General features: G+C 68.2%; 25 protein-coding genes. 16 read left to right on the top strand and 9 right to left on the bottom strand.

Annotated elements, in window-relative coordinates:
* Positions 1 to 282: 282 nt before the first annotated feature.
* The 7 genes from BLV60_RS28455 to BLV60_RS28425 all read left to right on the top strand — a co-directional run bounded on the left by BLV60_RS28455 (position 283) and on the right by BLV60_RS28425 (position 6,451).
* Complete coding sequence (locus tag BLV60_RS28455) at positions 283 to 2,550, top strand: SdrD B-like domain-containing protein (RefSeq protein ID WP_093058663.1); 2,268 nt, start codon at positions 283 to 285, stop codon at positions 2,548 to 2,550.
* Between the two features lie 59 nt (positions 2,551 to 2,609).
* Complete coding sequence (locus BLV60_RS28450) at positions 2,610 to 3,215, top strand: hypothetical protein (RefSeq protein ID WP_093058662.1); 606 nt, start codon at positions 2,610 to 2,612, stop codon at positions 3,213 to 3,215.
* On the top strand, positions 3,215 to 3,859 hold the full coding sequence (locus BLV60_RS28445) for a hypothetical protein (RefSeq protein ID WP_093058661.1): 645 nt from the start codon (positions 3,215 to 3,217) through the stop codon (positions 3,857 to 3,859). The genes BLV60_RS28450 and BLV60_RS28445 overlap by 1 nt, the downstream gene beginning before the upstream one ends.
* On the top strand, positions 3,856 to 4,350 hold the full coding sequence (locus tag BLV60_RS28440) for a hypothetical protein (protein WP_093058660.1): 495 nt from the start codon (positions 3,856 to 3,858) through the stop codon (positions 4,348 to 4,350). Before BLV60_RS28445 ends, BLV60_RS28440 begins: the two co-directional genes overlap by 4 nt.
* Positions 4,347 to 5,159 (top strand): COG1470 family protein, encoded by an 813-nt coding sequence (locus BLV60_RS28435; protein WP_093058659.1) that lies wholly within the window; start codon positions 4,347 to 4,349, stop codon positions 5,157 to 5,159. Before BLV60_RS28440 ends, BLV60_RS28435 begins: the two co-directional genes overlap by 4 nt.
* Entirely contained in the window at positions 5,156 to 5,818 is a 663-nt protein-coding gene (locus BLV60_RS28430) for a hypothetical protein (RefSeq protein ID WP_256329619.1), read from the top strand. Before BLV60_RS28435 ends, BLV60_RS28430 begins: the two co-directional genes overlap by 4 nt.
* 93 nt (positions 5,819 to 5,911) lie before the next feature.
* The gene (locus BLV60_RS28425) at positions 5,912 to 6,451 is read left to right on the top strand and encodes a DUF3761 domain-containing protein (RefSeq protein WP_093058657.1); all 540 of its coding nucleotides are present in this window, start codon (positions 5,912 to 5,914) and stop codon (positions 6,449 to 6,451) included.
* Between the two features lie 109 nt (positions 6,452 to 6,560).
* Here BLV60_RS28425 and BLV60_RS28420 read toward each other — a convergent pair whose 3' ends face one another.
* Complete coding sequence (locus BLV60_RS28420; protein ID WP_093058656.1) at positions 6,561 to 7,601, bottom strand: ABC transporter substrate-binding protein; 1,041 nt, start codon at positions 7,599 to 7,601, stop codon at positions 6,561 to 6,563.
* A 48-nt stretch (positions 7,602 to 7,649) separates the two neighbouring features.
* Positions 7,650 to 8,561: a LysR family transcriptional regulator gene (locus BLV60_RS28415; protein WP_093058655.1), complete on the bottom strand. Its 912-nt coding sequence runs from the start codon at positions 8,559 to 8,561 to the stop codon at positions 7,650 to 7,652.
* A 110-nt stretch (positions 8,562 to 8,671) separates the two neighbouring features.
* On the opposite strand from BLV60_RS28415, the gene BLV60_RS28410 reads away from it, so the two are divergent.
* Both BLV60_RS28410 and aqpZ read left to right on the top strand, forming a co-directional pair.
* Positions 8,672 to 9,682 carry a zinc-dependent alcohol dehydrogenase family protein gene (locus BLV60_RS28410; protein WP_093058654.1) on the top strand — a complete coding sequence of 337 codons (1,011 nt, stop codon included), beginning with the start codon at positions 8,672 to 8,674 and terminating at the stop codon, positions 9,680 to 9,682.
* 164 nt (positions 9,683 to 9,846) lie between these two features.
* Entirely contained in the window at positions 9,847 to 10,554 is a 708-nt protein-coding gene (aqpZ, locus tag BLV60_RS28405) for an aquaporin Z (RefSeq protein WP_093058653.1), read from the top strand.
* A 38-nt stretch (positions 10,555 to 10,592) separates the two neighbouring features.
* Here the strand turns inward: aqpZ and BLV60_RS28400 are convergent, their stop codons facing one another.
* The 5 genes from BLV60_RS28400 to BLV60_RS28380 form a co-directional block, all read right to left on the bottom strand.
* Positions 10,593 to 10,931, bottom strand: a complete 339-nt coding sequence (locus tag BLV60_RS28400) for a hypothetical protein (RefSeq protein WP_093058652.1) — start codon at positions 10,929 to 10,931, stop codon at positions 10,593 to 10,595.
* 188 nt (positions 10,932 to 11,119) lie between these two features.
* Positions 11,120 to 12,502 carry a sensor histidine kinase gene (locus tag BLV60_RS28395; protein WP_093058651.1) on the bottom strand — a complete coding sequence of 461 codons (1,383 nt, stop codon included), beginning with the start codon at positions 12,500 to 12,502 and terminating at the stop codon, positions 11,120 to 11,122.
* Positions 12,499 to 13,155, bottom strand: coding sequence for a response regulator (locus BLV60_RS28390; RefSeq protein WP_093058650.1), 657 nt, complete (start codon positions 13,153 to 13,155; stop codon positions 12,499 to 12,501). Before BLV60_RS28390 ends, BLV60_RS28395 begins: the two co-directional genes overlap by 4 nt.
* A gap of 142 nt (positions 13,156 to 13,297) precedes the next feature.
* The gene (locus BLV60_RS28385; RefSeq protein WP_093058649.1) at positions 13,298 to 14,416 is read right to left on the bottom strand and encodes a winged helix DNA-binding domain-containing protein; all 1,119 of its coding nucleotides are present in this window, start codon (positions 14,414 to 14,416) and stop codon (positions 13,298 to 13,300) included.
* Entirely contained in the window at positions 14,383 to 15,216 is an 834-nt protein-coding gene (locus BLV60_RS28380) for a pseudouridine synthase (RefSeq protein WP_093058648.1), read from the bottom strand. Before BLV60_RS28380 ends, BLV60_RS28385 begins: the two co-directional genes overlap by 34 nt.
* 82 nt (positions 15,217 to 15,298) lie before the next feature.
* On the opposite strand from BLV60_RS28380, the gene BLV60_RS28375 reads away from it, so the two are divergent.
* The 7 genes from BLV60_RS28375 to BLV60_RS28345 all read left to right on the top strand — a co-directional run bounded on the left by BLV60_RS28375 (position 15,299) and on the right by BLV60_RS28345 (position 22,206).
* A complete protein-coding gene (locus BLV60_RS28375; RefSeq protein WP_093058647.1) occupies positions 15,299 to 16,369 on the top strand; it encodes a bifunctional nicotinamide-nucleotide adenylyltransferase/Nudix hydroxylase in 1,071 nt (356 codons plus the stop codon).
* A gap of 66 nt (positions 16,370 to 16,435) precedes the next feature.
* Positions 16,436 to 17,881, top strand: coding sequence for a nicotinate phosphoribosyltransferase (locus BLV60_RS28370; protein WP_093058646.1), 1,446 nt, complete (start codon positions 16,436 to 16,438; stop codon positions 17,879 to 17,881).
* Positions 17,882 to 18,137: 256 nt separating this feature from the next.
* Positions 18,138 to 19,292 carry an MGDG synthase family glycosyltransferase gene (locus BLV60_RS28365; protein WP_093058645.1) on the top strand — a complete coding sequence of 385 codons (1,155 nt, stop codon included), beginning with the start codon at positions 18,138 to 18,140 and terminating at the stop codon, positions 19,290 to 19,292.
* Entirely contained in the window at positions 19,289 to 19,792 is a 504-nt protein-coding gene (locus BLV60_RS28360; RefSeq protein ID WP_093058644.1) for a hypothetical protein, read from the top strand. Before BLV60_RS28365 ends, BLV60_RS28360 begins: the two co-directional genes overlap by 4 nt.
* Positions 19,792 to 20,364 (top strand): dual specificity protein phosphatase family protein, encoded by a 573-nt coding sequence (locus tag BLV60_RS28355; protein ID WP_093058643.1) that lies wholly within the window; start codon positions 19,792 to 19,794, stop codon positions 20,362 to 20,364. Before BLV60_RS28360 ends, BLV60_RS28355 begins: the two co-directional genes overlap by 1 nt.
* An 87-nt stretch (positions 20,365 to 20,451) precedes the next feature.
* On the top strand, positions 20,452 to 21,582 hold the full coding sequence (locus BLV60_RS28350) for a zinc-binding dehydrogenase (RefSeq protein WP_093058642.1): 1,131 nt from the start codon (positions 20,452 to 20,454) through the stop codon (positions 21,580 to 21,582).
* A gap of 183 nt (positions 21,583 to 21,765) precedes the next feature.
* Positions 21,766 to 22,206, top strand: a complete 441-nt coding sequence (locus BLV60_RS28345) for a hypothetical protein (RefSeq protein WP_093058641.1) — start codon at positions 21,766 to 21,768, stop codon at positions 22,204 to 22,206.
* Positions 22,207 to 22,225: 19 nt separating this feature from the next.
* Here the strand turns inward: BLV60_RS28345 and kdpE are convergent, their stop codons facing one another.
* Positions 22,226 to 22,927, bottom strand: coding sequence for a two-component system response regulator KdpE (gene kdpE / locus BLV60_RS28340; protein WP_093058640.1), 702 nt, complete (start codon positions 22,925 to 22,927; stop codon positions 22,226 to 22,228).
* Between the two features lie 4 nt (positions 22,928 to 22,931).
* Positions 22,932 to 24,968, bottom strand: a 2,037-nt coding sequence (locus BLV60_RS28335) for a DUF4118 domain-containing protein (RefSeq protein ID WP_093058639.1), incomplete at its 5' end; no start/stop codon positions are given.

The raw sequence follows: 24,968 nt of genomic DNA, 5'->3' as shown, positions 1-24,968 counted from the left end.
GAAAGAGAAATATCGAAGCCAAAAAATTCTATGCCGGGCACGGCGTCCATGCGGTGACGCTGTGCCAACTTCTTCAAATGGGTGGTCTTTCGACCTCATCAAGAGGCGAATGGGGTCGAAAGGCTCCATTTTGCGCACCCCTGAAGGCGTAAGACCAACGTTCTCGCCCGGGGAAGCCTTCCGGGCCACGAAATATTAACGGTCGTCAACACTTCTGAAATATCCTGCGCTGATCCGGAACAGGGCCGCAACACCCGGGAGACAAAACAGGGATGTCGCCAGATGATTCGAACAACGCCGTGGACCGTACCTGGTCCCGTCGGAGCCCTGTGGCATCCGAGGGGCGTGCTCGCGTGGCTCGAATGCACGACCGCCCTGGCATGGCTGTCCTGCGCGCAGGCGCAGGCCGAGCCCCAGAAACCCCAGGCCGTGGCTGACGCACGCATAGAAACCCTCGACCGTGCACAGGCGGAGCAGGCGCGGCTGAAGGCGCTCGTCGACTCCGCGCCCAAGGCCTACGAAGACCGCTTCGAGACTCTCGATGCCGACACCGCGGCGGCCGACGCAACGCCCGAAGCCGAGCAGCCGCAAGGCTACCGCGCCTGGCTGGTGGAAAGCCGCATCGGCTTCGGCGACGCCACGACCACCGGTTACGGCCGCCAGCGCGCGACCGAGTTCGGCCAGCGCTTCGAGTACCGGCGCGAGACCCTCAACTACGGCGAGTTCGTGCTGCAGGCCGACGGCCGCCACCTGGGCGGCGACAACAGCGCGAGCGGCATCGGCATCGGCTCGCTGGGCTACGCGCGCGAGGCCACCAGCGGCCGCTTCACGCTGCGCAACCTCGGCTTTCCGCTGACCACGCAGACCTTCGCCGACACCGCCGTGGGCGACATCTACAGCGAAGTCACCGATGGCCTGGCGCGCAACTACAGGCTCACGCTGGGCTCGTCCACGGTGCGCGGCGCTTCGACGCGCATCTTCAACACCGATCTCGACGTGCGCGCCGGCATCGGCCAGCGCGGCAACCTCACTGGCGGGCCGTACCCCGGCTTCGAGAAGAGCCAGGGCACGCTCGGCTGGCTCGGCACCACGCTGCGCCTGGGCGATCCATGGTTCGCCTCGTTCCAGCTCGACCAGGCGCGCGATATTCCGGCCTACTACATCGACCCCATCACGGCGATGGGAATCGGCCGCAAGGACGTCACGAGCTGGGCAACGTCGCTCGGCTACGGCCGCGAGGTGGTGCGCGACGGCGACTTCAAGGCACGCGCCACGCTGGTGGGCAGCCGCGTGAACTCGCCCACGCCGGGTGTGGCAACCGGCAACTCGCAGGGCCTCTTCATCGAGGCGAGCGCGCGCACCGGCCTGTACCGCCATGAATTCGGCATCTACACCGCGCGGCCCAACCTGTACTTCGGCGACTACGCGCTGGCGACCGGCACGCGCGGCGCGTACTGGCGCGTGGACCGCAACACCAGCCGCATGAGCTGGGGCGCCGGCCTGGACTACGAGCGCGCGGCGCCGGACACCAGCTTCCATCTCTCGGGCTACCGGCGCTTCGGCGCGAGCGGCAATTTCCAGTACCTGTTCGACCGCTACAACTCCGTCGGCGGCAGCCTGAGCGCGTACCGCACGCGCTACGAAGGGCTGCAAGACGGCAGCACCACAGGCTCCGCCGGCAGCGGCGACGGGCGCAGCCTCTACGGCAGCGCCTTCTACCAGACCCGCTTCTTCGACTGGCCGCGCAGCCGCTTCACGCTGACGGTGCGGCGCAACGAGCTGATCGTGCTCGGCGACAGCGCCGCCACCGGCCAGGAAGTGCAGTGGGAGCAGGACTGGATCGGCGGGCGCTACGAGACGATGCGCCCCGAGCTCACCACCACCCTCGGCCATGCGCGCGACAGCAGCGGCGGCACCACCCGCAGCTACCCGACGGCGGGCCTGCAATTCCGCTACTGGATCGACAGCGGCTTCAACGTCGGCGGCAACCTGCGCTACACCTCGCAAAGCGGCGGCCTCTACACCAGCCGCGGCCTGTCGGGCTCGCTCATGGCCGAGAAGGAGCTGGGCGCGGGCTGGCGCGTGGGCTTCATGGCCAACTTCAACCAGGCGCGCGCCTCGCTGCTGCCGACCTCTTACTCCGCACCCAATCTCTATCGCAGTAATGAGAAGACCGCCTACATCTATCTGCGCTGGGAGGGCAGCGCCGGCACGGCCTACCGGGCGGCGGGCATGCGCGGCGAGGGTGCGGGCGGCGGCAGCGTGTCGGGCCGCGTGTTCTACGACGCCAACCGCGACGGCGAGCAGCAGTCGGGCGAAGGCGGCGTGGCCGGCGTCGAGGTGCTGCTCGACGGCCGCTACCGCGCCATCACCGACCGCGACGGGCGCTTCGAATTTCCGCTGGTGACCACCGGCCGGCATCAACTGACGCTCACGCTCGAAAGCGTACCGCTGCCCTGGGGCGTGGCCGGCGACAGCGGAACGAGCGTGAACGTGCCGCTGCGTGGCCAGGCCACTGCCGCGATTCCCGTGGTCAAGGTGGGCGAATGAACCACGACACCGACCCTCCGATTTCTTCTTTCAACTGCGTCCAACCCCAAGGAGTTTCCATGACCCGAACACCCATTGCCCGCCTCGCGCTGGCCGCTTCGCTCACGGGCCTCGCCCTTGCCGGAGGACCCGCCATGGCCGAGAGCCAGTACGGCTCCGGCACGGGCACGATCACGGCGCAGGCCAAGGTGAACCTGAGCGTGACGGTGCCCAAGCTGATCCTGCTGCGCGTCGGTTCGACCAACACCACGGTCGACACGGTGACCTGGACTTCAGCCCTCAGCATTCCGGGCGTGCCCACCACGCCGGTGGTGGGCAACAACACCAACGTGGACTGGAACGGCGCGGCGCCCACCGTCACGACCACGTCCGCCGCGAGCACGCTCACCGTGTACGCCTGGACCAACGCCGGCGCCGGCACCATCAACTGCGCCATGGGCGCCTGGGCGCCCCTCACGGGCGGCCCGACGAACGCGGACTTCACCGTCACCGCAACGGGCACGCTGCCTCATCCGGGCGCCAACCTCGGCGCCTGCGCCTCGACCTCGTTCCCCTCGAACGCGGTCGCCACCGGCACCTGGGCCTACTCGCTGGGTGGCACGCCCGCCGGCTGGGCTGCGAACACGTACACGAACACCATCACGTACACAGCCCAGGGCATCTGATGACGCGCAGCCGCCGATGCCAGGCGATCGCCACGACGGCGCTCATGGCGGCGGCGAGCCTCGCCCCGCCCGCCCACGCCGTCATCACCACGGTGACCGACACGGGCAACAGCTACGGCCTGACCCTGCGCGTGGGATCGCCCGGTGCGACCATCGACACGGTGGCCTTCAGCGTGACCGGCGCCAACGCCGGGCTGACCCCCACGGCAGTGACCGGCACGCCGACCATCGACGTCTGGGTGATGCCGGTGCGCCCCATAGCCAACACCACGGTGGCACGGCCGGTGACGCTGCGCGTCGATTCCTCCATCGCGCTGACCTGCCAGTCGGGCGGCTGCGGCGCCACGACCATTCCCTTCAGCAAGATCAGCTGGGTGGCCACGAACAACAGCAACGCCGCCTCGGGCGACATCCAGAACGGCCGCTTCACCGCCGCCGCCAACCAGTCGATCGCGAGCTACGACGCGAACGCCACCTTCTGCGTCGGCCCGCTCGGCCTGCCCTGTGTCCTGGGCGTCGGCACCTGGACCTACCTGTCGCGCAACGTGACTGCCACGCGGCTGCAGTTCTCCTACGACAACGACGTGGTGTACCCGGGCGGCAACTACAAGGGCACCGTGCGCTTCACGGCCTCGATGGAATGACCTCCCCGCGCCTTCGCCGATGGCCAGCCGCTGCACTGCTGCTCTGCGGTGCAGCGCTCGCCCCCGCGTGGGCGGCGGTCGCCCGGCTCGACGACTCGGCCTCCCCGCGCGCGCAGATGCGCAGCGATTTCAGCAACGCCCAGGGGATGGACGGCAACATGGTCGTGCTGCCCCTCGGGCGCATCGAGTACCGGCTGGCCACCGCCCCCCATGTGGGCCGGCGCGCGCGCATCTTCTATGTGATTCCGTCGATGGTCGCGGGCCTGCGCTCGCCGGCCGGAATGCAGGTGCAATGGCGCGGCAACGGCGCCTTCGCAAGCGGCAGCGGCCGGCCCGGCGACCGGGTGCAGGTGTGGAACGGCGTGGTCCAGGCGCCCTGGATGAACGAGACCTTCGAGTTGACGCTGCGCGTCGACCCCCGCGAGCTGCGCATGCCTTCGGGCTCGGCGCTGAGCTTCGAATCGTTCTTCGAAATCGAAACCCTGCCATGAACGTTTTTCTCTCTCCCTCTTCTCTCGTCCTCCTGCTGCTGGCAATGGCCGGCGCCGCAACAGCCGCGCCCTTCGAGCTGGCCGTCACGCCGTCGCGCTTCGAACTCTCGGGCAAGGCCGGCACGCGCCTGGGGCAGTCGCTCGACATCCACAACCTGGCGCCGACCGCCACCGAGGTGACGATGCGCACCATCGACTGGAGCTATTCGGCCGAAGGCAACATCGGCTACCACGACGAGCTGCTGCCCGGCAGCTGCAGGCCGTGGGTGGTGCTGGAGCGGCGCAGCGTTTCGGTGCCGGCGCGCAGCAAGAAGGCGTTCCGCTTCCAGGTCGATCCGCCGGCCGACGCGCCACGCGGCGAGTGCCGCTTCATGATCGCCATCGAGGGCACGGAGCCCGCGCAGCAGACCATCATCCAGAGCGGCGGCGCCAGCCTGAGCCTGCCGGTCACGGGCCGCATCGCGGTGGCGGTGTACGTCATGCTCAACGGCGCCGAGCCCAAGCTCGAAATCAAGCAGATCGCCAGCGGAGAAACAAACGGCGCACGCCGCACGCTGGTGACCGTGAGCAACACGGGCGACGCGCACGGCCGGCTCGAAGGCAGCCTGGACGCCACCGACAGCAAGGGCCGCGCGTTCGAGCTGGTGCCCGAAGGCACCCCCATCCTGCCGGGCCAGACACGCACGCTGGCACTGGTGCCCAAGGGCGAGAGCGGCCAGCCCGCGCCGCAGCCTGCCTACCCGGTCAAGGCCAGCGGTACGCTGGACTGGGACAAGGGCAGCTTCAAGGTGGACATGGAGCTCAAGTGACGCACCGTATGGGCCCCCTGGCAGGCACGTTCTCGGGCCTGCTCGCCACGGCCGTCGGCATGGCGCCGGTGGGGGCCACGCACGCCGCGTCGAGCACCGTAGGCCCGAGCGCCTCGGTGCCGTTGACCACCGGGTTGGTGAACCTCGACTTCACGATCGCCATCGACAAGTTCATCTTCTTTCGCATCGGCGACGGCGCGTGGCCCACGCCGGGCGGCACCACGAGCACGGTGAGCTTCGTGCTGACGCCGTCGATCCCGGGCGGGCCCACCACGCCGGTCGCGGGCAACAACACGCCCGTGAACTGGAGCGGCGCGGCGCCGACCTTCAGCGTCACGCCGAGCGGCAACGCGCTGCCGGTCGAGGTGCGCAGCAATGCGGGGCAGGTCACGCTGCGGGCAGCCGCGACCGCGCCGCTCACGAGCGGGGCAAACACGATCCCGCTGTCGGAGATCACGATCGCCAGCAGCGACAGCAACCTGCCCGCGCCGCCGATTCCCAACTCGGGCACGGGCACCACGGTCAATGTCGTGGGCACCAGCTTCGCCAACCTCGTCACCCAGCGCACCGCGACCTGGACCTTCTCGTACGCAAACCTGGCCAGCCGCACCGCCGGCACCTACACCGGGCAAGTCACCTTCACGGCCAGTTCGCCCTGATTGGCTCTTTCCGGCGTGCAAGTCAGCTGGCGCTGGGATCGCTCGCCAAAGCTGCGCGGTGGATCTTTTCCTTCACCCCTCCAGGAGCTTTGCATGAACAACAAGAAATCCCGCGTGCTGTGCGTCGCAGCCTTCCTCGGGCTCGCCTCGCTCGGCGCGCAGGCACAGGTTCCGGCCGATGCGCCCGCCGGCACCACCGTGCAATGCAAGGACGGCAGCTACGCATCGCCCGACACCAAGTCCGGCGCCTGCCGTGGTCACAAGGGCATCAAGACCTGGTTCGGCAAGGCCGCGCCGGCTGCTGCCGGTGCTGCGGCGGCAACTGCGCCGGCCGCAGCGGCTGCGCCCACACCCGCACCCGCGGTCGAGACCCAATCGGCGAAGGTCGACAAGACCGGCGTGGCGCCGAGCACCGGCACGGCCACCAGGACGCCGGGCTCGCCCGACCTCACGAAGATGGCGGCCGCGCCCGGTGGCGGCGCAGGCAAGGTGTGGGCGAACGACGAGACCAAGGTCTATCACTGCATGGGCGACCGCTACTACGGCAAGACCAAGAAGGGCGAGTACCTGAGCGAGGCCGATGCCAAAGCCAAGGGCATGCACGCCTCGCACAACAAGGCCTGCACGTCCTGAAGGGCTCCTTCCAGAAACACCGCGGAACCGGCTTTGCCGGGCCGCTGGTGTTGCCCCCGGTAGGGGGTTGGCGCAGCGACACGAAGTGCGCGAAGCCTGGGGGCGAGCCCTACCTCGGCTGTGACTCCACTTCTCGCGTCCAGCGGTCGATCAGGCGCTTGCGCTCGGCCGCCTTGCCGTACTTCTCGAAGTCGTACTTGATGAGCTTCACGTCGGCCATCGACGGGATGCGCGGGTCGGGTTTGAAGGTCTTGTTGGCCGGCGACTGCAGGCTGCCCGACTGCCCGCCGATGGCTTGGCCCGCGGGGCTCATGAGCCAGTCGTAGTAGCGCCTGGCGTTCTCCTTGTTGCGCGCGCCTTTCACGAGGGCGATGCCGCCGATCTCGTAGCCCGTGCCTTCGCAGGGCGCGGCCGTCTTCACGGGAAATTTGTCGTAGCGCCAGCGCTCGAAGCCGAAGATGAAGCTCACGCCGATGGCCACTTCGCCCTTGGCCACGTTGGGCGCCTGGGCCTGGCCGCTGCGGGTGTAGCTGGTGACGTTCCGGTGCAGCTTCTTCAGGTACTCGAAGGCCGCTTCTTCACCCATCTGCTGCACCAGGCCCGCGATGATGGTGTAGGCCGTGCCGCTGGATGCCGGGTGCGAGATCTCGATCTCGCCCCTGTATTCGGGTTTGATCAGGTCGGCCCAGCACCTGGGCTCGTGCAGCTTCTTTTTCTTGAGCAGGTCGGTGTTGAAGCCGAAGCCGATGGCACTGGTGTAGAAGCCGCCCACCATGTTCTGCGACAGCGCGTACTGGCGCACCGCCCAGTCGTGCAGGTCGTTGATGTAGGCCGGGCGGTAGGGTTCGAGCAGGCCCTGCTCGGCGGCCTGCAGGAACGGGTCGCCGGTGCCACCCCACCAGATGTCGGTCTTGGGGTTGGCGGCTTCCGCGCGCAGCTGCGCGCCGATTTCACCTGTGCCCTTGTGGGCCTGCTGAACCTTGATGCCGGTCTCGCGCGTGAATGCGGTGGCCGCCGCCTCGCACCAGCCCGCGTCGGTGCTGCACAGCGCGTTGACGGTGCCCTGCGCCGCGGTGTTCGACACCCCCAGCAGGGCCGCCGTGGCAATGCATGCGGCGGTGGCGATGTGTCGGACGGCAAAAGGATGCATGCGCGGATCTCCTCGTTCGTTGTTTGAACGCGCAGGATAGCGTCCGCTTCAGCGCGCGGCCAGCAGCGGCGGCAGGTGCTCGGCGAGCCAGTCGATCACCACCCGCGTCTTCAGCGGCAGGTAGCGGCTGCGCGAGCGGATCACGTGCAGCGCGAAGCCGAAGGGCCGCGGCTCGTCGAACACGCGCACCAGCGTGCCTGCCGCGAGCGCATCGGCCGCGAGCCAGGCCGGCAGGCGCGCGAGGCCCATGCCGCCGATGGCTGCTTCGAGCAGCACCTCGGCGCTGTCGCAGCGCAGCCGCGAAGGCAGCGTCACGTCGACAAGACGGCCCTCGGTGTCGTGGAAGCGCCAGGACGAGATCTGGCCGTCGCGTGCATAGAGCACGGCCTCGTGCGGCCCCTTCAGGTCGTCGATGCTCGCGGGATGCCCATGTTCGGCCAGGTAGGCGGGCGAGGCGCACAGCGCCATCCATTGCATGCCGACCGGCCGGGCGGCCAGTTCCGCGCTGTCGGCGAGTTCGCCGCTGCGGATGGCCAGGTCGAGCCCCTCTTCCACGAGATCCACGCGCCGGTCGTTGAACGAGAGTTCGAGCGACAGCTGCGGATGCCGGCGCGCCAGCGCCAGCAGCAGCGGTCCTACCTTCAGCCGGCCCAGCATTGCCGGCATGCTCAGACGCACGAGGCCCGAGGCGGTGCTGCGCGCGGCGTCGGTCACGGCTTCGGCCGCCTCGAGCTCGGCCAGCACGCGGCGGCAGCGCTCGTAGTAGCCGTGGCCTTCCTCGGTGAGGCTCTGGCTGCGCGTGGTGCGCAAAAAGAGCCGCGTGTTCAGGCGCGCTTCGAGCCGCGCGATGCTCTTGGCGACGGCCGAGCGCGTGACATGCAGGCGCTGCGCGGCCAGCGCGAAGCTGCCCGCCTCCGCCGCCGCGACGAATTCCTCGATGCCTTGCAGACGTTGGCCCATTGGAGACTTTCAAGCACCAGTGAAAGGAAAATTATCCACCACCGGGTATCTGGCATCGTCAATAGCATGAAGGCTCCTCTTTTTTCTTTTTCCTTTCGCGGAATCTTTTCATGCAGGAACCTCGAACGCTGCGCCGCTGGCAGCTCCCCACGCTCGGCCGCGCCCACCTCGAACAGGCCGAAGCGCCACTGCCCGTGCCGGGCGCCAACCAGATCCTCGTGAAGGTCGGCGCGGTGTCGCTCAACTACCGCGACCTGCTGATGATTCGCGGCGGCATGGGCATGGCGCTGGACCTGCCCTTCACGCCCGGCTCCGACATGGCGGGCACCGTGGCGGCCATCGGCCCCGGCGTGACGCGCTTCGCCGTCGGCGACCGGGTCGTCAACACCTTCTGGGGCGGCTGGATCGACAGCCACTGGCACGCGGAGGCCACGCTCCTTGGCGGACCCGGCCCCGGCATGCTCGCCTCGCATGTGCTGCTCGACGCCGCCTGGGCCGTGGCCGCGCCCACGACGCTGAGCCTGGCCGAAGCCAGCACGCTGCCGTGCGCAGGCCTCACCGCGTGGTTCGCGCTCGCCGAGACCGGTGCGCTGCGCGCGGGCGAGACGGTGCTGATCCACGGCACCGGCGGCGTCGCGCTGTTCGGCCTGCAGATCGCGCGGCTGCATGGCGCGCAGGCCATCGTGGTCACAGGCAGCGAAGACAAGCGCGCACATGCTCTGGCACTCGGCGCCACGCACGTGCTGGCGCGCGACGGCGACTGGCCCGCCGAAGTGCGCCGGCTCACGCAACGCCGCGGCGCCGACCACGTGCTCGAACTCGCGAGCGGCCCCAACCTCGACCGCTCGCTGCAGGCCGTGAGGCAGGGCGGGCGCGTGTCGATCATCGGCATGCTCGGGGGCGAGACGCTGAGCGCGTCGTTCTACGCGATGGTGCTGGGCCGCGTGACGGTGCAGGGCATCGGCGTGGGCCACCGTCGCGCGCTCGAAGACTTGGTGCGCGCCGTCGATGCGAATGCGCTCAAGCCGGTGATTGCCGCGCAGTACGGCTTCGATGCGCTGCCCGCCGCGCTCGATCATCTCGAGCGCGGTGCGTTCGGAAAGATCGTCGTGACGCTCTGAACGAAGACGCAACGCAGTTGCGGCGCTGCACAAAAGCCGCGCCATCCGTGAACAGGTTCCGTTAGTACGAATTACACGCTCGACGCCCCCTCCTGGCGTTCCTAGAATCCGCCCGCGCACGGCCTCGTGCATTGCGCGCTTTCTCAACTTCAGGATGGAGAGTTATGGAACACAGTACCTACAAAAAATGGTCGGCCGAGTTCATTGGTACTTTCTGGCTCACGCTCGGAGGCTGCGGAAGCGCAGTTCTGGCAGCGGCCTTTCCGGGTGTCGGCATCGGCCTGCTCGGGGTCTCGCTGGCCTTCGGTCTCACGGTGGTGACGGGCGCCTATGCACTGGGCCCGATCTCGGGCGGGCACTTCAACCCGGCCGTGTCGATCGGCCTTGCGGCCGCGGGCCGCTTCAAGGCCTCGCAGCTCGCGGGCTACATCGTGGCGCAGGTGCTCGGCGCCATCGCGGCGGCGGGTGTGCTGTACCTCATCGCCACGGGCAAGCCGGGCGCTGACATCGGCGGCTTCGCCACAAACGGCTACGGCGAGCACTCGCCCGGCAAGTACGGCATGACGGCCGCATTGCTGTGCGAAGTGGTGATGACTGCCGTGTTCCTGATCGTGATCCTCGGCTCCACCGCCAAGCGCGCGGCCGGCGGCTTCGCGGGTCTTGCGATCGGCCTGTGCCTCACGCTGATCCACCTGATCTCGATCCCTGTGACCAACACTTCGGTGAACCCGGCGCGCAGCACGGGCCCGGCCCTGTTCGGGCCGTCCTATGCGGTGTCGGAACTGTGGCTGTTCTGGGCGGCGCCCATTGCGGGGGCCATCATCGGCGCGGTGATCTACCGCGCCCTGCTCAGCAACGGCAACGACGACTGATCGCTGTTCGCCGTCATCACCGGCAGCGCAGCTTCAGTTCAGCTGCCGCTGCCCGACTTCACCATCGGCAGTGAAGTCGATTGCCCGATCGGCTCGGTGCCGGTCGGGTGCGACGCCCCATAGGCGCCGGCCTGGATGTCGGCCACCGGCAGCGTCGAGCTCATCGCGGGTGCGCTGGTCGACTGGCCCATTGGCTCGGTGCCGCTCGGACGGGCCGCGGCCATCGCGCCGGCCTGGACGTCCGGGTTCGCGGGCGAATTCATCTGCAGCGGATGGAAATCCGAACCATCGGTGGTTTCGGCCGATGCGGTGACGGCGCCCATGGCTGCCAGCGCAGCAAAGGAACCGACGGCGAGAAGCTTGAAGGAAGTGCGCATGACGTGTTCTCCTGATTGCAGGTTGTCCCCGGTCACGTGCCATCGCGCGAACTGCGCGTGGCAGGACCTGAGTGCACTCTAGGCACGCAGACTGAGGTGAATGTGAGGGAAGAGTTACGCACGCGTGAGCAGCACGCTTTTTCCTGAAACTTTGGACCGCAGGTGCCTCGCTTGCCGGCAGGCCTTCGCTACACCGGCAGCACGGGCAGATGCACGCGCGCCATCAGCCCCGGCCCACCGATGCGATTGCGCAGCTCGATGCGCAGGCCGTGCCGCTCGGCCGCCGTACGCGCAATCGCCAGCCCCAGCCCGCTGCCGCCCGCCACAGCGCCGGGCACGCGGAAGAAGCGATCGAACACGCGGCCGATGACGGCCTGCGGAATGCCGGGGCCGTTGTCGAGCACATCGACCACCGCGTGGCCATCGACCTCGTGCAGCTTCACGTCGACCACGCCGCCTTCGGGCGCGTAGCGCAGCGCGTTGTCGATCAGGTTGTCGAACACGCTGCGCAGTTCGGCCGCGGGCGCGAACACCACCGCGGCAATGCTGCCCTCAAAGCCGATGTCCACGCGCCGCGCATCGGCCAGCACCATCAGCTGGCTCACGCTCTCGCGCAGCAGCACTTCGATGTCGACGCGCTCGCGCGCATTGCCGAGGCTCTGCGGCGCGTCCTGCCGCGAGAGATGCAGCAATTGCTCGATCAGGTGCTGCGCGCGCGTGACGCCGGCCTCAAGCTGGTTGAAACGCTCGGTGGCCTCGCCTGCCGGCACGTGCGCGCGCAGGTTCTCGATCTGCAGGCCGATGGCGGCCATCGGCGTGCGCAGCTCGTGGGCCGCGTCCTGCACGAAGCGCCGCTGCGTGGCGAAGGCATTGCGCACGCGTGTCAGCAGGTTGTTGAAGGCGCCCACCAGCGGCGCGATTTCGTCGGGCACGCGCGCGAGCGACAGCTCGGTGGGGCTGCGCTCGTCCTGCGAGGCCACGTCGCGCGCCACCGCGCGCAGCGAGCGCGAAGCCGCCGACACGATGATCCACAGGATCAGCAGCGCCAGCGGCAGCAGCAGCGCGATCGGCAGGCCTTCGAACATTGCGCGGCGCAGGGCGCGGCGGCGGCGGTAGTCCTCGTTCTGCAGCACCTGCACGCGCGGCTGGTCGGCACGCGGGCCGGGCTTCGCGGTGAACACGCGCCAGTCGGAACCCGCATGCGTGCCCGTGTTCACGTCGCTGAAGCCGGGTTGGGGTTGCAGTGGCACCGTCAGTACGGGCCATGAGGTGGCGCGCAGCGTCTGGCCGTCGGCACTCCAGATCTGCACGATGAAAGCGCCGCGCGAGAAGGCGGCCTCGCCGTCCATCGGGTGCGGCAGCTTCTGCGGATCGCTGCCTTCGTACGACTCGGCCACCAGGCGCATCTGGTCGTCCAGCGCGTTGTGCACGAGGTTGCCGTAGGCCTCGAAGGAGAACCACGCCGTGAGCACGGCCGCGCCCAGGTGCAGCGTGATGAGCCACAGCAGCAGTTGCGTGCGCAGCGAACGTGGCCGCCACCAGCGGCCGCCGCTGCGCGGAGCTCCGGTCATGCAGCTACGCGCCAGCCCAGGCCGCGTACGTTGCGGATCGCGTCCGCACCGAGCTTGCGGCGCATGCCGTGGATCAGCACGTCGATTGCGTTGCTGGTGACTTCCTCGCCCCAGCCGTAGATGCGGTTTTCGAGTTGCTCGCGCGAAAGAATGGCGCCGGGCCGCTCCAGCAGCGCATGCAGCAGCGCGAACTCGCGCGCGGTGAGCGCCTCGCGCGCGCCGTTGACCACCACTTCGCGCGTGGTGAGGTCGAGCTGCAACGAGCCGCTGCCGACCAGCGAATGCGCGGCGCCGTCGCGGCGGCGCACCACGGCGCGCATGCGCGCGAGCAGCTCGCGGAATTCGAAAGGCTTGAGCAGGTAGTCGTCGGCGCCGAGGTCGAGGCTGTGGATGCGGTCGTCGAGGCCGTCGCGCGCGGTGAGTACCAGCACCGGGGTGGCATCGCCGCGCTCGCGCGCGCGGCGCAGCACTTCGGTGCCGTCCTGCCTGGGCAGGCCAAGGTCGAGCAGCACGCAGGTGTAGCCGCCGTCACCCAGCGCGCTTTGCGCCAGTTCGCCGTCGCGCACCCAGTCCGCGGACCAGCCCGCGCCCTCGAGCGCCTGCTTCAGGCTGCGCCCGATCATTTCATCGTCTTCCACCAGTAGAACGCGCATCGCGGCGACTCCTTCGGCCGCAAGGTAGCACGCGACCGGGATGATCGGAAGTGTCTGCGCCGTGGCGCAGCGTAGAAACGAATACTTAGGGCACGCTTAGACGGCGGGTGCGCCACGGGGTCATGGCCTGGTCATGGCCCGTTCAAGGCAAACGCACGGCATGGCGTTCGCCCTCGCCGTCCGAGGCAAAGGCCAGCAGATCGAGGGCTTCTTTCTCGACGCCGACGCGGTCGGCCTTCGACCAGCGCGTGAACGGCTCCAGCACCACGGTGGCAGTGTTCTTCGCGCGCTCGATCTTCCAGACGCCCGCCACGAAGCCGTCGAGCAGCACCGTGCCACGCACGATGCCGTTGACGGTGAACACGCGAGCACGGTGCGCCTCGCTCAGCACGCGGCTGCGGTCGGCGTGCGAGAGCAGCAGGTTGTCCCACTCGGCCACGAGGCGCGGCGGCGCGGGCGTGTCGGCGTCAGGGCGCGGCGCGCGGGGCAGGTCGAACAGTTCCTGGCCGTCTTCGCCGGTGAACACGCGCAACTGCGGCCGCAGGCGCTCGGCCACGGCCTTCCAGCCGGTGAGGCCCGACCAGGCGCCGGCGTCGGCCAGCGTGGCGGGGCCGAAGGCGGCAAGGTAGCGCAGCAGCAGGTCGTCTTGCGTGGCCGGGGTTGCGTCGACGGCCTCCCCCAGCCAATCGCCGAGGGGCTGCAGCAGCGCGCTCTGGTGCGAGTTCCAGGTGCCGGCTGGCGGCAGGTGCACCAGGGGTACGTTGTTGCGGATCAGGCCGGCCAGCGAGACGGTCTCACGGCCCTTCCATCGCACGCCGAGGGCCTGCCCGAGTTCGGCACTGGTGTGCGGCCGTTCGGCGAGCAGCGCACGCCCCGCCTCGACCACCGCCGCGCGGTCGATGCCGTCGAGCGCCTTCTTGTGATTGCCCAGCAGGCCTCGCTGGTGCACGGGCTCCAGCAGCGGACGCCACGCCAGCGCATCGCTCGCGGTCATCAGGTGCAGGGTCGCGCGCATCGTCGACATGCGCACGATGCGGCGCTTCTGCAGTGCTTCGGTCAGCTGCTCGCGCCGGAAACCTTCGAGCCGGCTCCAGAGGCCGATGTAGGGTGGGTTGGGCGCCTGCGCCTGCAGGCCGGCCAAGCGTTCGACGGCCTGCGTCACCGTCAGCCTGCGCCGTGCCAGCAGCATCTGCCGCGCCAGCGTGGCGCGGTTCAGCGCGCGCAGGCTCAGAACTTCTCGTGCGGCCCGAGGTAGCGCCATTGGCCCACTGGCAGGTTGCCGAGCATCACCTTGCCGATGCGCACGCGCTTCAGGCCCACCACCTTCAGGCCGACCAGTTCGCACATGCGGCGGATCTGCCGCTTCTTGCCCTCGGTGAGCACGAAGCGCAGCTGCTCGGGGTTCTGCCATTCGACGCGCGCCGGCTTGAGCGGCTGGCCATCGAGGCTCAGGCCGTGTCGCAGCCTGGCCAGCATGGCCGGCGGAAAGACCGCCTGCACGTTGGTGGTGATGGGGTCGTCGTCGTCCATGCGCACCAGCTGGCCGGTAGGCGCGGGCTGGCCCAGGCCGTGGTAGGCCACGCGCACCAGGTATTCCTTCTCCATCACGGAGTCTTCGCCGATCAACTGGCGCGCGATGCGGCCGTCCTGCGTCATGACCAGCAGGCCGATGGAGTCGATGTCGAGCCGCCCGCACGGCGCCAGGCCGCGCAGCTGCTGGGGACTGAAGAAGAAACGCGCGTTGTCTTCCGTCCAGCGGTTCTGCGGTGTGAAGAGCGTGACCGCCGGCTCGTGGCCGTCCTCGGCCTGCCCGCTCACGTAGCCGATGGGCTTGTTGATGAGGATGGTGACCTGGTTCGCCTGCTGGCCCTTGGCGGCCTTGTCGATCTCGATGCGGTCGGACGGCGTGACCTTCACGCCCATCTCGGCCGGCTTGCCGTTGACCTTCACCCAGCCGTTGGCGATCCACTCGTCGGCCTCGCGGCGCGAGCACATCTTGAGCTCGGCCATGCGCTTGTTGAGGCGAACGGCATCGGTAGGGGGAGAAGAGGGCTCGGTCATCGGAGGCTTGATCAATGTGCGGCACCGATGCTATCCTGAACGCAAGCGCGAGTTGATCGCGCCCTTTTTGGGGGATTCCCAAGTGAGCACACGCAAGTTTCAATACGCCATCGTCATCGGGCGTTTCCAGCCCGTTCATTTCGGACATCAGCGACTCATCGAAGAAGGCCTTCGCGCCGCCGATCGGGTCATCGTGGTGGTCGGCTCCGACCGCAAGCCACGCAGCGTCAAGAACCCCTTTACCTTCGACGAACGCGAACGCATGGTACGCGCCTGCCTGCGCGGCACCGAGCAGATGCGCGTGAGCGTGGTCGGCGTGGGCGACTCGCCCTACAACGACCAGATCTGGATCGCGTCGATCCAGTCGGCGGTCGAACGGCTCATCGTGCAGGACGGCCATGCACCCGCCAAGGCCAAGGTCGCGCTGGTGGGGCACCTGAAGGACGCATCGAGCTACTACCTCAAGCTCTTCCCGCACTGGGAGTTCGTCGGCCAGAACAGCGTGGAAAGCCTCAACGCCACCGACGTGCGCGGCCTCTACTTCGACCCCGAGAACCGCGGCCAGCTCGCACGCGCCGACCTGCCCGACGGCACCGCAGCCTTTCTCGAGCAGTTCACCACCACGGCCGACTACGCCGATCTCTGCGAAGAACGTGCCTTCCTCGTCGACTACCGCGACAAGTACCGCTATGCGGGCAGCGACTTTCCGCCGATCTACACCACCGTCGACGCCATCGTGGTCGAGGCCGGCCACATCCTGCTGGTGCAGCGCAAGTTCCATCCCGGCAAGGGCACCTGGGCGCTGCCCGGCGGCTTCGTCGGTCAGCACGAGCGCCTGCAGGACGCGGCCATCCGCGAGCTGAAGGAAGAAACCCGCCTCAAGGTGCCCGTGCCCGTGCTCAACGGCAGCATGAAGGCCAGCCACGTGTTCGACGCGCCCGACCGCTCGCAGCGCGGCCGCACGATCACGCACGGCTTCTTCTTCGAGCTGGCGCACAACCAGTGGACGGGCCTTTCAGACGTGCGTGCCGACGACGACGCGGCCGAGGTGCGATGGGTGCCGATTGCCGAGTTCCTCGACATGCAGGACCACGTCTACGAAGACCACTTCTTCATCGCGAATCATTTTTTGGGTGGCCTGGGCAAGAACTGAACGACCAGGCTTTGTCAGCAAGAACGGCACCTGGTTGACGGGTGCCAACGTGAAAGGAGCTTTCACATGAACCGCAATCTCACCTCCTCGCCCCTGGGCAACAACCTGCTGCTGCGCACCGACTCCTACAAGGTGTCGCACTGGATGCAATATCCACCCGGCACGCAGACGGTGTACAGCTACATCGAGTCGCGCGGCGGCATCTTCAGCCACTCGCTGTTCTTCGGCCTGCAGGCCTATCTGCGCGAATACCTGCAGACGCCGGTGACGCGCGACGACGTGGAAGAAGCCGCCCTGCTCATGGCCGCGCACGGCGAGCCCTTCAACCGCGAAGGCTGGCTGCGCCTGATCGAGAAGCATGGCGGGCTGATGCCGGTGCGCATCCGCGCGGTGCCTGAAGGCAGCGTGCTGCCGGTGCACAACGTGCTGGCCACCATCGAGAACACGGACCCCGAGTTCTTCTGGGTCACGAGTTTTCTCGAAACCGAGTTGCTGCGCGCGATCTGGTACCCCACCACGGTCGCCACGCTCTCGGCTGCCGCGCGCACAACGCTGCTGCGGTACCTCGAAGCGACCTGCGACGACCCGCAAGGGCAGATCGCCTTCAGGCTGCACGACTTCGGCGCGCGTGGGGTGTCGAGTCTCGAATCGGCCGCGCTCGGCGGCATGGCCCACCTGGTGAACTTCATGGGCACCGACACGCTGGCCGCGCTGGTGGCCGCGCGCCGGTACTACGACTGCGACGTGGCGGGCTTCTCGATTCCCGCGGCCGAGCACAGCACCATCACGGGCTGGGGCCGCGAGCATGAAGCCGACGCGTACAGCAACATGGTCGAGCAGTTCGGCAAGCCCGGCGCGACCTTCGCGGTGGTGAGCGACAGCTACGACATCTTCAATGCCTGCGCGCGCATCTGGGGCGACGAGCTGAAGGCGAAGGTGGTGGCCTCGGGCGCAACGCTGGTGGTGCGACCCGACTCGGGCGACCCGGCCGAGACCACGCTGAAGGTGGCGCAGATATTGGCCGATCGCTTCGGCACGACGACGAATGCCAAGGGCTTTCGGGTGCTGAACAACGTGCGCATCATCCAGGGCGACGGTGTGAACCTCGACTCGCTGCGGCTGTGCCTGTCGAACTTCTTCCACAACGGTTTCTCGACGGAGAACATCTCCTTCGGCATGGGTGGCGGGCTGCTGCAGCAGGTCAATCGCGACACGATGCAGTGGGCGATGAAGTGCTCGGCCATGCAGGTGAACGGCGAATGGCGTGACGTGTACAAGTCGCCGGTGGGTGATGTGAGCAAGGCCTCGAAGAAGGGTCGGCTTGCGCTGGTGCGCGATGCGAACGGCGTCGAGAACACCGTGCGTGAAGAGACGCTTGCGGCAGGTCAGGTCGACCTGCTGCAGACGGTGTTCGAGAACGGGCGCATTGTCGAGAGCACCACGTTCGATGCAATACGCGAGCGGGCTGCCATCGGGGTGAATCAGTTCGTCACCTCTCGCGCGCCGCTCTGAGGCGGTTCGGGTCGCTCCTTCGGGGTGCGTGCGAATGACACCGGGTACTCCCCTCCGCGAATGTCCCCCGGCCTGCGGCCTCCTCCTTTATTTCGCTGCGGGGAGCACCCGGTGCCATTCGCACATGGGCGCAGCGCTTGTGCCGGCCGATCAACCGCTGTGCTGAACGAGCACGCCGTCGGCGTGATCGCGCCTCAGGCTCCCCAAGGGGCAGTGCCACAAGGCATAGCCATAATCCGCCCAGACCGCCGAATCCATGACCAAACTCCTGATCCTCAGCGTGAGCGCCGGCAACGGCCACGTGCGTGCAGCACAGGCGCTTGCCGCCACCGCCCAGAACCTAGTCCCGCCCTGCACGGCGGTCCACATCGACGCGATGGCCCATGTGGCCAGCGGCTTCCGCAAGGTCTATACCGACTGGTACATCCAGCTCGTGAACCGCGCACCCGAGCTGTGGTCGTACCTGCACCAGCGCACCGACACCACGCCGCACCACGCGCCCTCGCAGCGCCTGCGCCGCGGCATCGAGCGGCTGAGCACCGGCGCACTGGTGCGCGAAATCCGCCGCGAAAAGCCCGATGCCGTGGTCTGCACGCACTTCCTGCCGGCCGAACTGCTGATGCGCGAACGCAACCGCGGCCGCATCGAATATCCCGTGTGGCTGCAGATCACCGACTATGACCTGCACAACATGTGGCTGGTGCCGGGCATGGCGGGCTACCTTGCTGCGACGGAAGAGGTGGCTTTCCGCCTGCGGGCGCGGGGCATTCCGGCGGAGCGGATCCACGTCACCGGCATTCCGGTGATGCCGGCTTTTTCCGAACCCGATGTGCCGGCGCTGGCGCGCAATGCCTGCGCGGCGGAACTAGGCCTCGATCCTTCGCGCCCCGTGCTGCTGATGGCGTCGGGCGGTGCCGGCGTCGGCGACCTGCCGAACATGGTCGAGCGCGTGCTCGGCCTGGGCGGCCATGACGGAAAGGAAGGCAACTTCCAGGTGATCGCCGTGGCGGGCCGCAACGTGGAAGCGCACGGCAAGCTCGAAGCGCTGGCCAGGCGCTATCCGGGCCGCGTGGTGGCCATCGGCTTCACCAACGAAATGCACAAGATGATGGCCGCGTCCGACCTCGTGGTGACCAAGCCCGGCGGCCTCACGGTCTCGGAATGCCTGGCGCTGGGCAAGCCGATGCTGCTGATCTCGCCGATTCCCGGGCAGGAAGAACACAACGCCGGCTTCCTGATGGAAGAAGGCGCGGCCTGGCTGGCCTACGACGCCATCGGCCTCGACTACAAGGTGGCGCGCCTGATGGCCGACCCCGCCAAGCTCGCGACCATGGCTGCGCGCAGCCGGGCGCTGGGCAAGCCGCAGGCGGCGCGCGCGGTGCTGCAACACGTGCTGGGTGCCAGGGCGTGAGCGGCGCCGTCGAAAAGACGAGCGTGGCCCGCACGCTCGGTTATCTCGCCTGGGTGGTCGTCATGGCCTTCTTCTTCGCCAATGCCGAGATCCAGATCGAAGGCGGCGCGGGCTGGGCCACGTCGCTGCCGACCTGGCGCATCGAGAACAGCATCTGGCTCGACATCTTCTGGGGCGGCCGCGCGATGACGGGCTATCACGCCTGGGTGTTCACCTTCATGGCGCTGGTGTTCTTCTCGCCGCTGGCATTCAACGGGCGCTGGACCTGGCGCGACGTGGGGCTGGCGGGGGCGGGCCTCATCGTTTTCTGGGTCTGCGAAGACTTCAGCTGGTTCCTCATCAACCCGGCCTTCGGCTGGGCGCGCTTCAACCCGGTCGATGCGTTCTGGCACAAGCACTGGATGTGGGGTGCGCCGGTCGACTACTGGGGCGGCCTCGCGGCGGCGGCGCTGATACTGGCAACGCGGCACTGGCCTCGCCAGAAGCAACGACAGCAATGATGAAGAAGAAGCACGGCAAGGCAGCAGCAGCGGCCGAAGAAGGCATCGCCGACCCGCGCCCCGGCCACTGGGCCGATCCGCTGGACGCATTGCAAGTCGAGAACCTGCACCGCATCACGCCCACGCTGTACCGCAGCGCGCAGCCGCGGCGCGCCAACATGGCGGCGCTGCAATCGCTGGGCATCCACACGGTGGTGAGCCTGCGCTCCTTCAACGACGACAGGAAGGTGTTCGCGGGCACCGGCATCCGGCTGGTGCGCGTGCCGATCAACACCTGGTCCATCGACGACGCCAAGGTGCTGCGCGCGTTGCTCGCCATTCGCGAGGCCGAAAAGCACGGCCCGGTGCTCATCCACTGCATGCACGGCGCCGACCGCACCGGCGTGGTCGCGGCGGTGTACCGCATGGCGGTACAAGACTGGGACAAGGACAGCGCGCGCCACGAGATGCTGCGCGGCGGCTACGGCTATCACACGCTGTGGCGCAACATTCCGCGCTACATCGAGCGGCTCGACCCGGTGAAGATGCGCCAGGCGCTGGCCCATGCCCCGGTGGTGCCCGTGGTGTCCTGAAGGCGCCAGCGCCTTTCGTACCCCGCTCCTATACTGGCCGCCCCGTGGCCACAGGCCATCTGCGAACCTTCTGAAAAGGGCTCTTCCATGGCACTGCAAATCCGCTCCCTCATTCGCGCCAGCGGCGAACTCGAACTCTCGCTGCACGACGACCCGATTCCCGAACCGCAGGCCCACGAAGTGGTGATCCGCGTCGAGGCGTCGCCCCTGAACCCGTCGGACCTGGGCCTGCTGTTCGGCGCGGCCGACATGAGCACCGCCAAGGCCTCCGGCACCGCCGATCGCCCCGTCGTCACCGCCACCGTGCCCGAACGTTTGCTTCCCGCGATGGCGGCGCGGCTCGATCAGTCGATGCCGGTCGGCAACGAAGGCGCGGGCGTGGTGGTGAAAGCCGGTTCGTCGCCAGCCGCGCAGGCGCTGCTCGGCAAGACCGTGGCGGCCATCGGCGGCGCGATGTACTCGCAGTACCGCTGCCTTGCCGCCGCGCAGTGCCTGGAACTGCCGGACGGCACCAAGCCAGCCGAAGGCGCCTCGTGCTTCGTCAACCCGCTTACGTCGCTCAGCATGGTCGAGACGATGCGCATGGAAGGCCACAAGGCGCTGGTGCACACGGCTGCTGCTTCAAACCTCGGCCAGATGCTCAACAAGATCTGCCAGAAGGACGGCATCGCCCTCGTCAACATCGTGCGCAAGCAGGAGCAGGAAGACCTGCTGCGCGGCCTGGGCGCGAAGTACGTGTGCAACGCGACCTCGCCCACCTTCCTCGAAGACCTGACGCAGGCGCTGGTCGAGACCGGCGCCACGCTGGCCTTCGACGCCACCGGCGGCGGCAAGCTCGCGGGACAGATCCTCGGCTGCATGGAAGCGGCCATCAACCGCACCGCCAAGGAATACAGCCGCTACGGCTCGACCACGCACAAGCAGGTGTACATCTACGGCGGCCTCGACCGCGCTCCCACGGAATTTGTGCGCAACTTCGGCATGGCTTGGGGCATGGGCGGGTGGCTGCTGTTCCCGTTCCTCGGGAAGCTCGGCGATGCGGGCACCCAGCGTTTGAAGGCTCGTGTCGTTGCGGAGTTGAAGACGACGTTTGCGAGCCACTACACGCGTGAGGTGTCACTGGTCGAGGCGCTGCAGCTCGATGCGATCGGTGTTTATGGGAAGCAGGCTACTGGTGAGAAGTTCTTGCTGAATCCGAACAAGGGCGTTGCGGGCTGAGAAGGTTTTCTGGCGGGGGTGCGATCACGCCGACGGCGTGATCGTTCAGGGCACTCGTTGATCGGCCTGTACAAGCGCTGCGTCCAACCCCTTCCCTCGACGAACGTCATCGATCCGTAAAACTGGCGAAGGGCAAGCAGGGTGTAATCCAGGCTCATCATTCAGCTTGCTGAGGAACAGAAGATGGGAATACTCTCGGATTTCTTCGTCGCCAGCCCCGAAGAGGCATTGCGCTATGCCAACCGGATCGAGGAACCCGATGAGGGCGACGAGATCGAGGAACTGCTGGAGCCGGTCCAGTACAAGCGATTCACCGACATCGAGATCACGACGCTCTGGGCCATCATGGAAGGCGTGGAGTGGGACGTCGACAGGCACATGCTCGAGTACGTCGAACTCGGCGAAGACAACGATGCGTGGCTCAATCGATTTCCCGATGAACTGACGACACTGTTGACCCAAGTCGACTCTGCATCGTTGGCCCCCGTGCTGGAGCGATGGGCAAACACGGAAGAACTCGCGTGCGAGCCCACCGAGCTGCATCCGGTCATGGAAGACCTCCGGAGGCTCGCAGCCGAGGCGCTCGCCAGGAACAAGTCCCTATATCTGTGGGGCTGCCTCTGAGGCATCCCCTTGCGTGCAGCTACACCACCAACCGATACCCCACAGCCGTCTCAGTCAACAGATGCCGGGGCTGCGCCGGATCGGCCTCCAGCTTCTGCCGCAGATGCCCCATGTAGATCCGCAGGTAATGGCTCTGGTCGGAGTGCGACGGCCCCCACACCTCGCGCAGCAGTTGGCGCTGCGTCAGCACGCGCCCCGCGTTCGCGACCAGCATCGACAGCAGGCGGTACTCGGTAGGTGTCAGATGCACCTCGACGCCTGAACGCCGCACGAGGCGTGCGGCGCGGTCGAGCTCGATCTCGCCGAAGCGGAACAGTGCCTCGGGAGGTTCTTCGCTGCCGTTGCCACCTGCCGCTCGCGGACGCCGCAGGTTCGCTCGCACGCGCGCCAGCAACTCCCCCGTGCCGAAGGGCTTGGTCAGATAGTCATCGGCCCCTGCGTCGAGCGCGGCGATCTTGTCGGCTTCGTCGGTGCGCGCGGACAGCACGATGATCGGCACGGCCGACCAACCCCGCACGTCGCGAATCAGCGAGACGCCATCGCCATCGGGCAACCCGAGATCGAGCACCAGCAGATCGGGCTGCCGCGTGCCGGCCGCCGCCAGTCCATCGCGCAACGTGCCAGCCTCATGCACCACCCAGCCTTCGGCCTCAAGCGCGCCGCGTACAAAGCGGCGAATCTGCGGCTCGTCTTCGATCACGATGGCGATGGGGGTTGGCATGGGTTCAGAGTTGGGCTTCTGCCGGTTCGGGAGGCTCGCGGCGGGGCAAAGTGACCGTGAATTCTGCACCGCCGTCGCGCGCATTGCCCGCGGCGATTTCGCCGCCGTGCGCGTTCACCACGGCCTTGCAGATCGCAAGGCCCAAGCCCACGCCGGGCGTGGCCGATTCGACCTCGCCGCGCGTGAACTTGTCGAACAGCTTCTGCTCGTGGCCCAGCAGCGCGGCAGACAGGCCGGGGCCGTGGTCGCGCACCGTCAGCACCAGCGTGCCGGGCTCGGCCCGTGCACCCACCACGATGGGCGGCGCGCCGTACTTGGTGGCGTTCTCCAGCAGGTTGACCAGCACGCGTTCGATCAGCACCGCGTCGAACTCGACCAGCGGCAGCTCGGGGTCGAGCGCGGTCTGAACGACGGTATTGCCGAGCGACGTGCGCGCTGCGCGAATCGCAGAGCCCACCACCTCTTCCACCGACTGCCAGTCGCGTCGCAGGTTCACCGCACCGCCCGCAATGCCGCTTTCGAGCCGCGCCATGTCGAGCAGGTTGTTGACCAGCGCATGCAGTTCGTGCGCCTGCGCGACGATGGCGCGCGCGGTGTTGCCGTGCTCCTCGGGCGGCAGGGTCTGCAGCGATTCAGCCAGCACGATCAGCGCGGTGAGCGGCGTGCGCACGTCGTGCGAGATGGCGCCGAGCAGGGCGTTGCGCAGGCGCTCCGATTCCATCTCGACCACGGCCTGCTGCGCCACCTCGACGTAGTGCACGCGCTCCAGCGCAATCGCGATCTGCCGCGCCAGCGTGTCGAGCTGCTGCGCCTGTTCGGGAATGAGCAGCCAGCGCGGCTGCGCGGGCGACAGTGCGAGCACGCCGCGCACGCGCATCGGCGCCTGCAACGGCACATAGTGCCAGGCCTGCGCCGCCAGCGTGGCGGTCGCAAGGCCGGCGGGCTGGGCGTGTCGGAAGGCCCAGTCGGCCACCTGCGGGTCGAAGCCCTTGGGAGGGTCGGCGGGCAGCATCAGTTGATCGGCCGCGTCGGTCACCAGCACCAGTGCATCGCCGCCGAAGTGACCTTGCACAGCGGCGGTGCCGAGCGTGATCACCTGCGAGCTTTCCAGCGCGGCCGACAGTTCGCGCGTGAGCTCGAACAGCGAACGCGCGCGCCGTTCGCGGCTGGCCGACACGCCGGCCGCGAAGCGCAGCCCCGCCGTAAGCTGCCCCACCAGCAGGCCGACGCCGAGCATGATCGCGAAGGTCAGCACGTACTGCACGTCGCTCACGGCGAACGACAGGCGCGGCGGCACGAAGAAATAGTCGAAGGCCGCGACGTTGAGCAGAGCCGCCAGCGCCGCGGGCCCGCGCCCGAAGCGCATCGCCACGCCCACCACGCCGAGCAGGAACAGCATGACGATGTTCGACAGCTCCAGCACGTGGGCCAGCGGCGTGCAGATCAGCGTGAGCGCGATGCTGGTGGCAGCGGCCCATGCGTAGGCGGGCCAGTGGGTGGGCGCCTTCTCGTGATCGTCGCTGTCGATGCGCATGCCCTCCAGTTGGGTGCGCGACAGGCGGCGCGAGCTTTCCGCGCGGGCCACTTCCATGATGTCGAGCGCGGGTGCGCGTTGGGCCAGCGCACGCGCCAGCGGCTGCACTCCCGCGGGCCACCAGCGGCGCCAGCCGGTGGCCGGTTCGGCGCGCCCCAGCACCAGCGTCGCGCAATTGAGCCGGCGTGCCTGTTCGGCCAGCTGCTCCGCCACGTCGGAGCCGGTGAGCACGGCGGTGGCCGCGCCCAGTTCTTCCGCCAGCTTGAGCACAGCAAGAGTGCGATCGCGCTCCGCCGCGGCCAGCCGCTGCAGCCTGGGCGTTTCGACATACACCGCATGCCAGCGCACATTGAGCTGGCCCGCCAGCCGAGCGGCCGTGCGCACCGTCTGCGCCGCGCCTTCATGCGGGCCGACGCAGGCGAGGATCGCGCCCGAGGTGTTCCAGGCCTGCAGCTCGCGGCCCTGCCCGTTGCCGCCAGCGCCCGATTGCTCCACGCGCCAGCCGCG

It is taken from the genome of Variovorax sp. YR634 (assembly GCF_900106655.1).
GTDB lineage: Bacteria > Pseudomonadota > Gammaproteobacteria > Burkholderiales > Burkholderiaceae_C > Variovorax.
The sequence above is the reverse complement of the archived record's forward strand: the minus strand, read 5'-3'. Positions and strand labels throughout refer to the sequence as shown.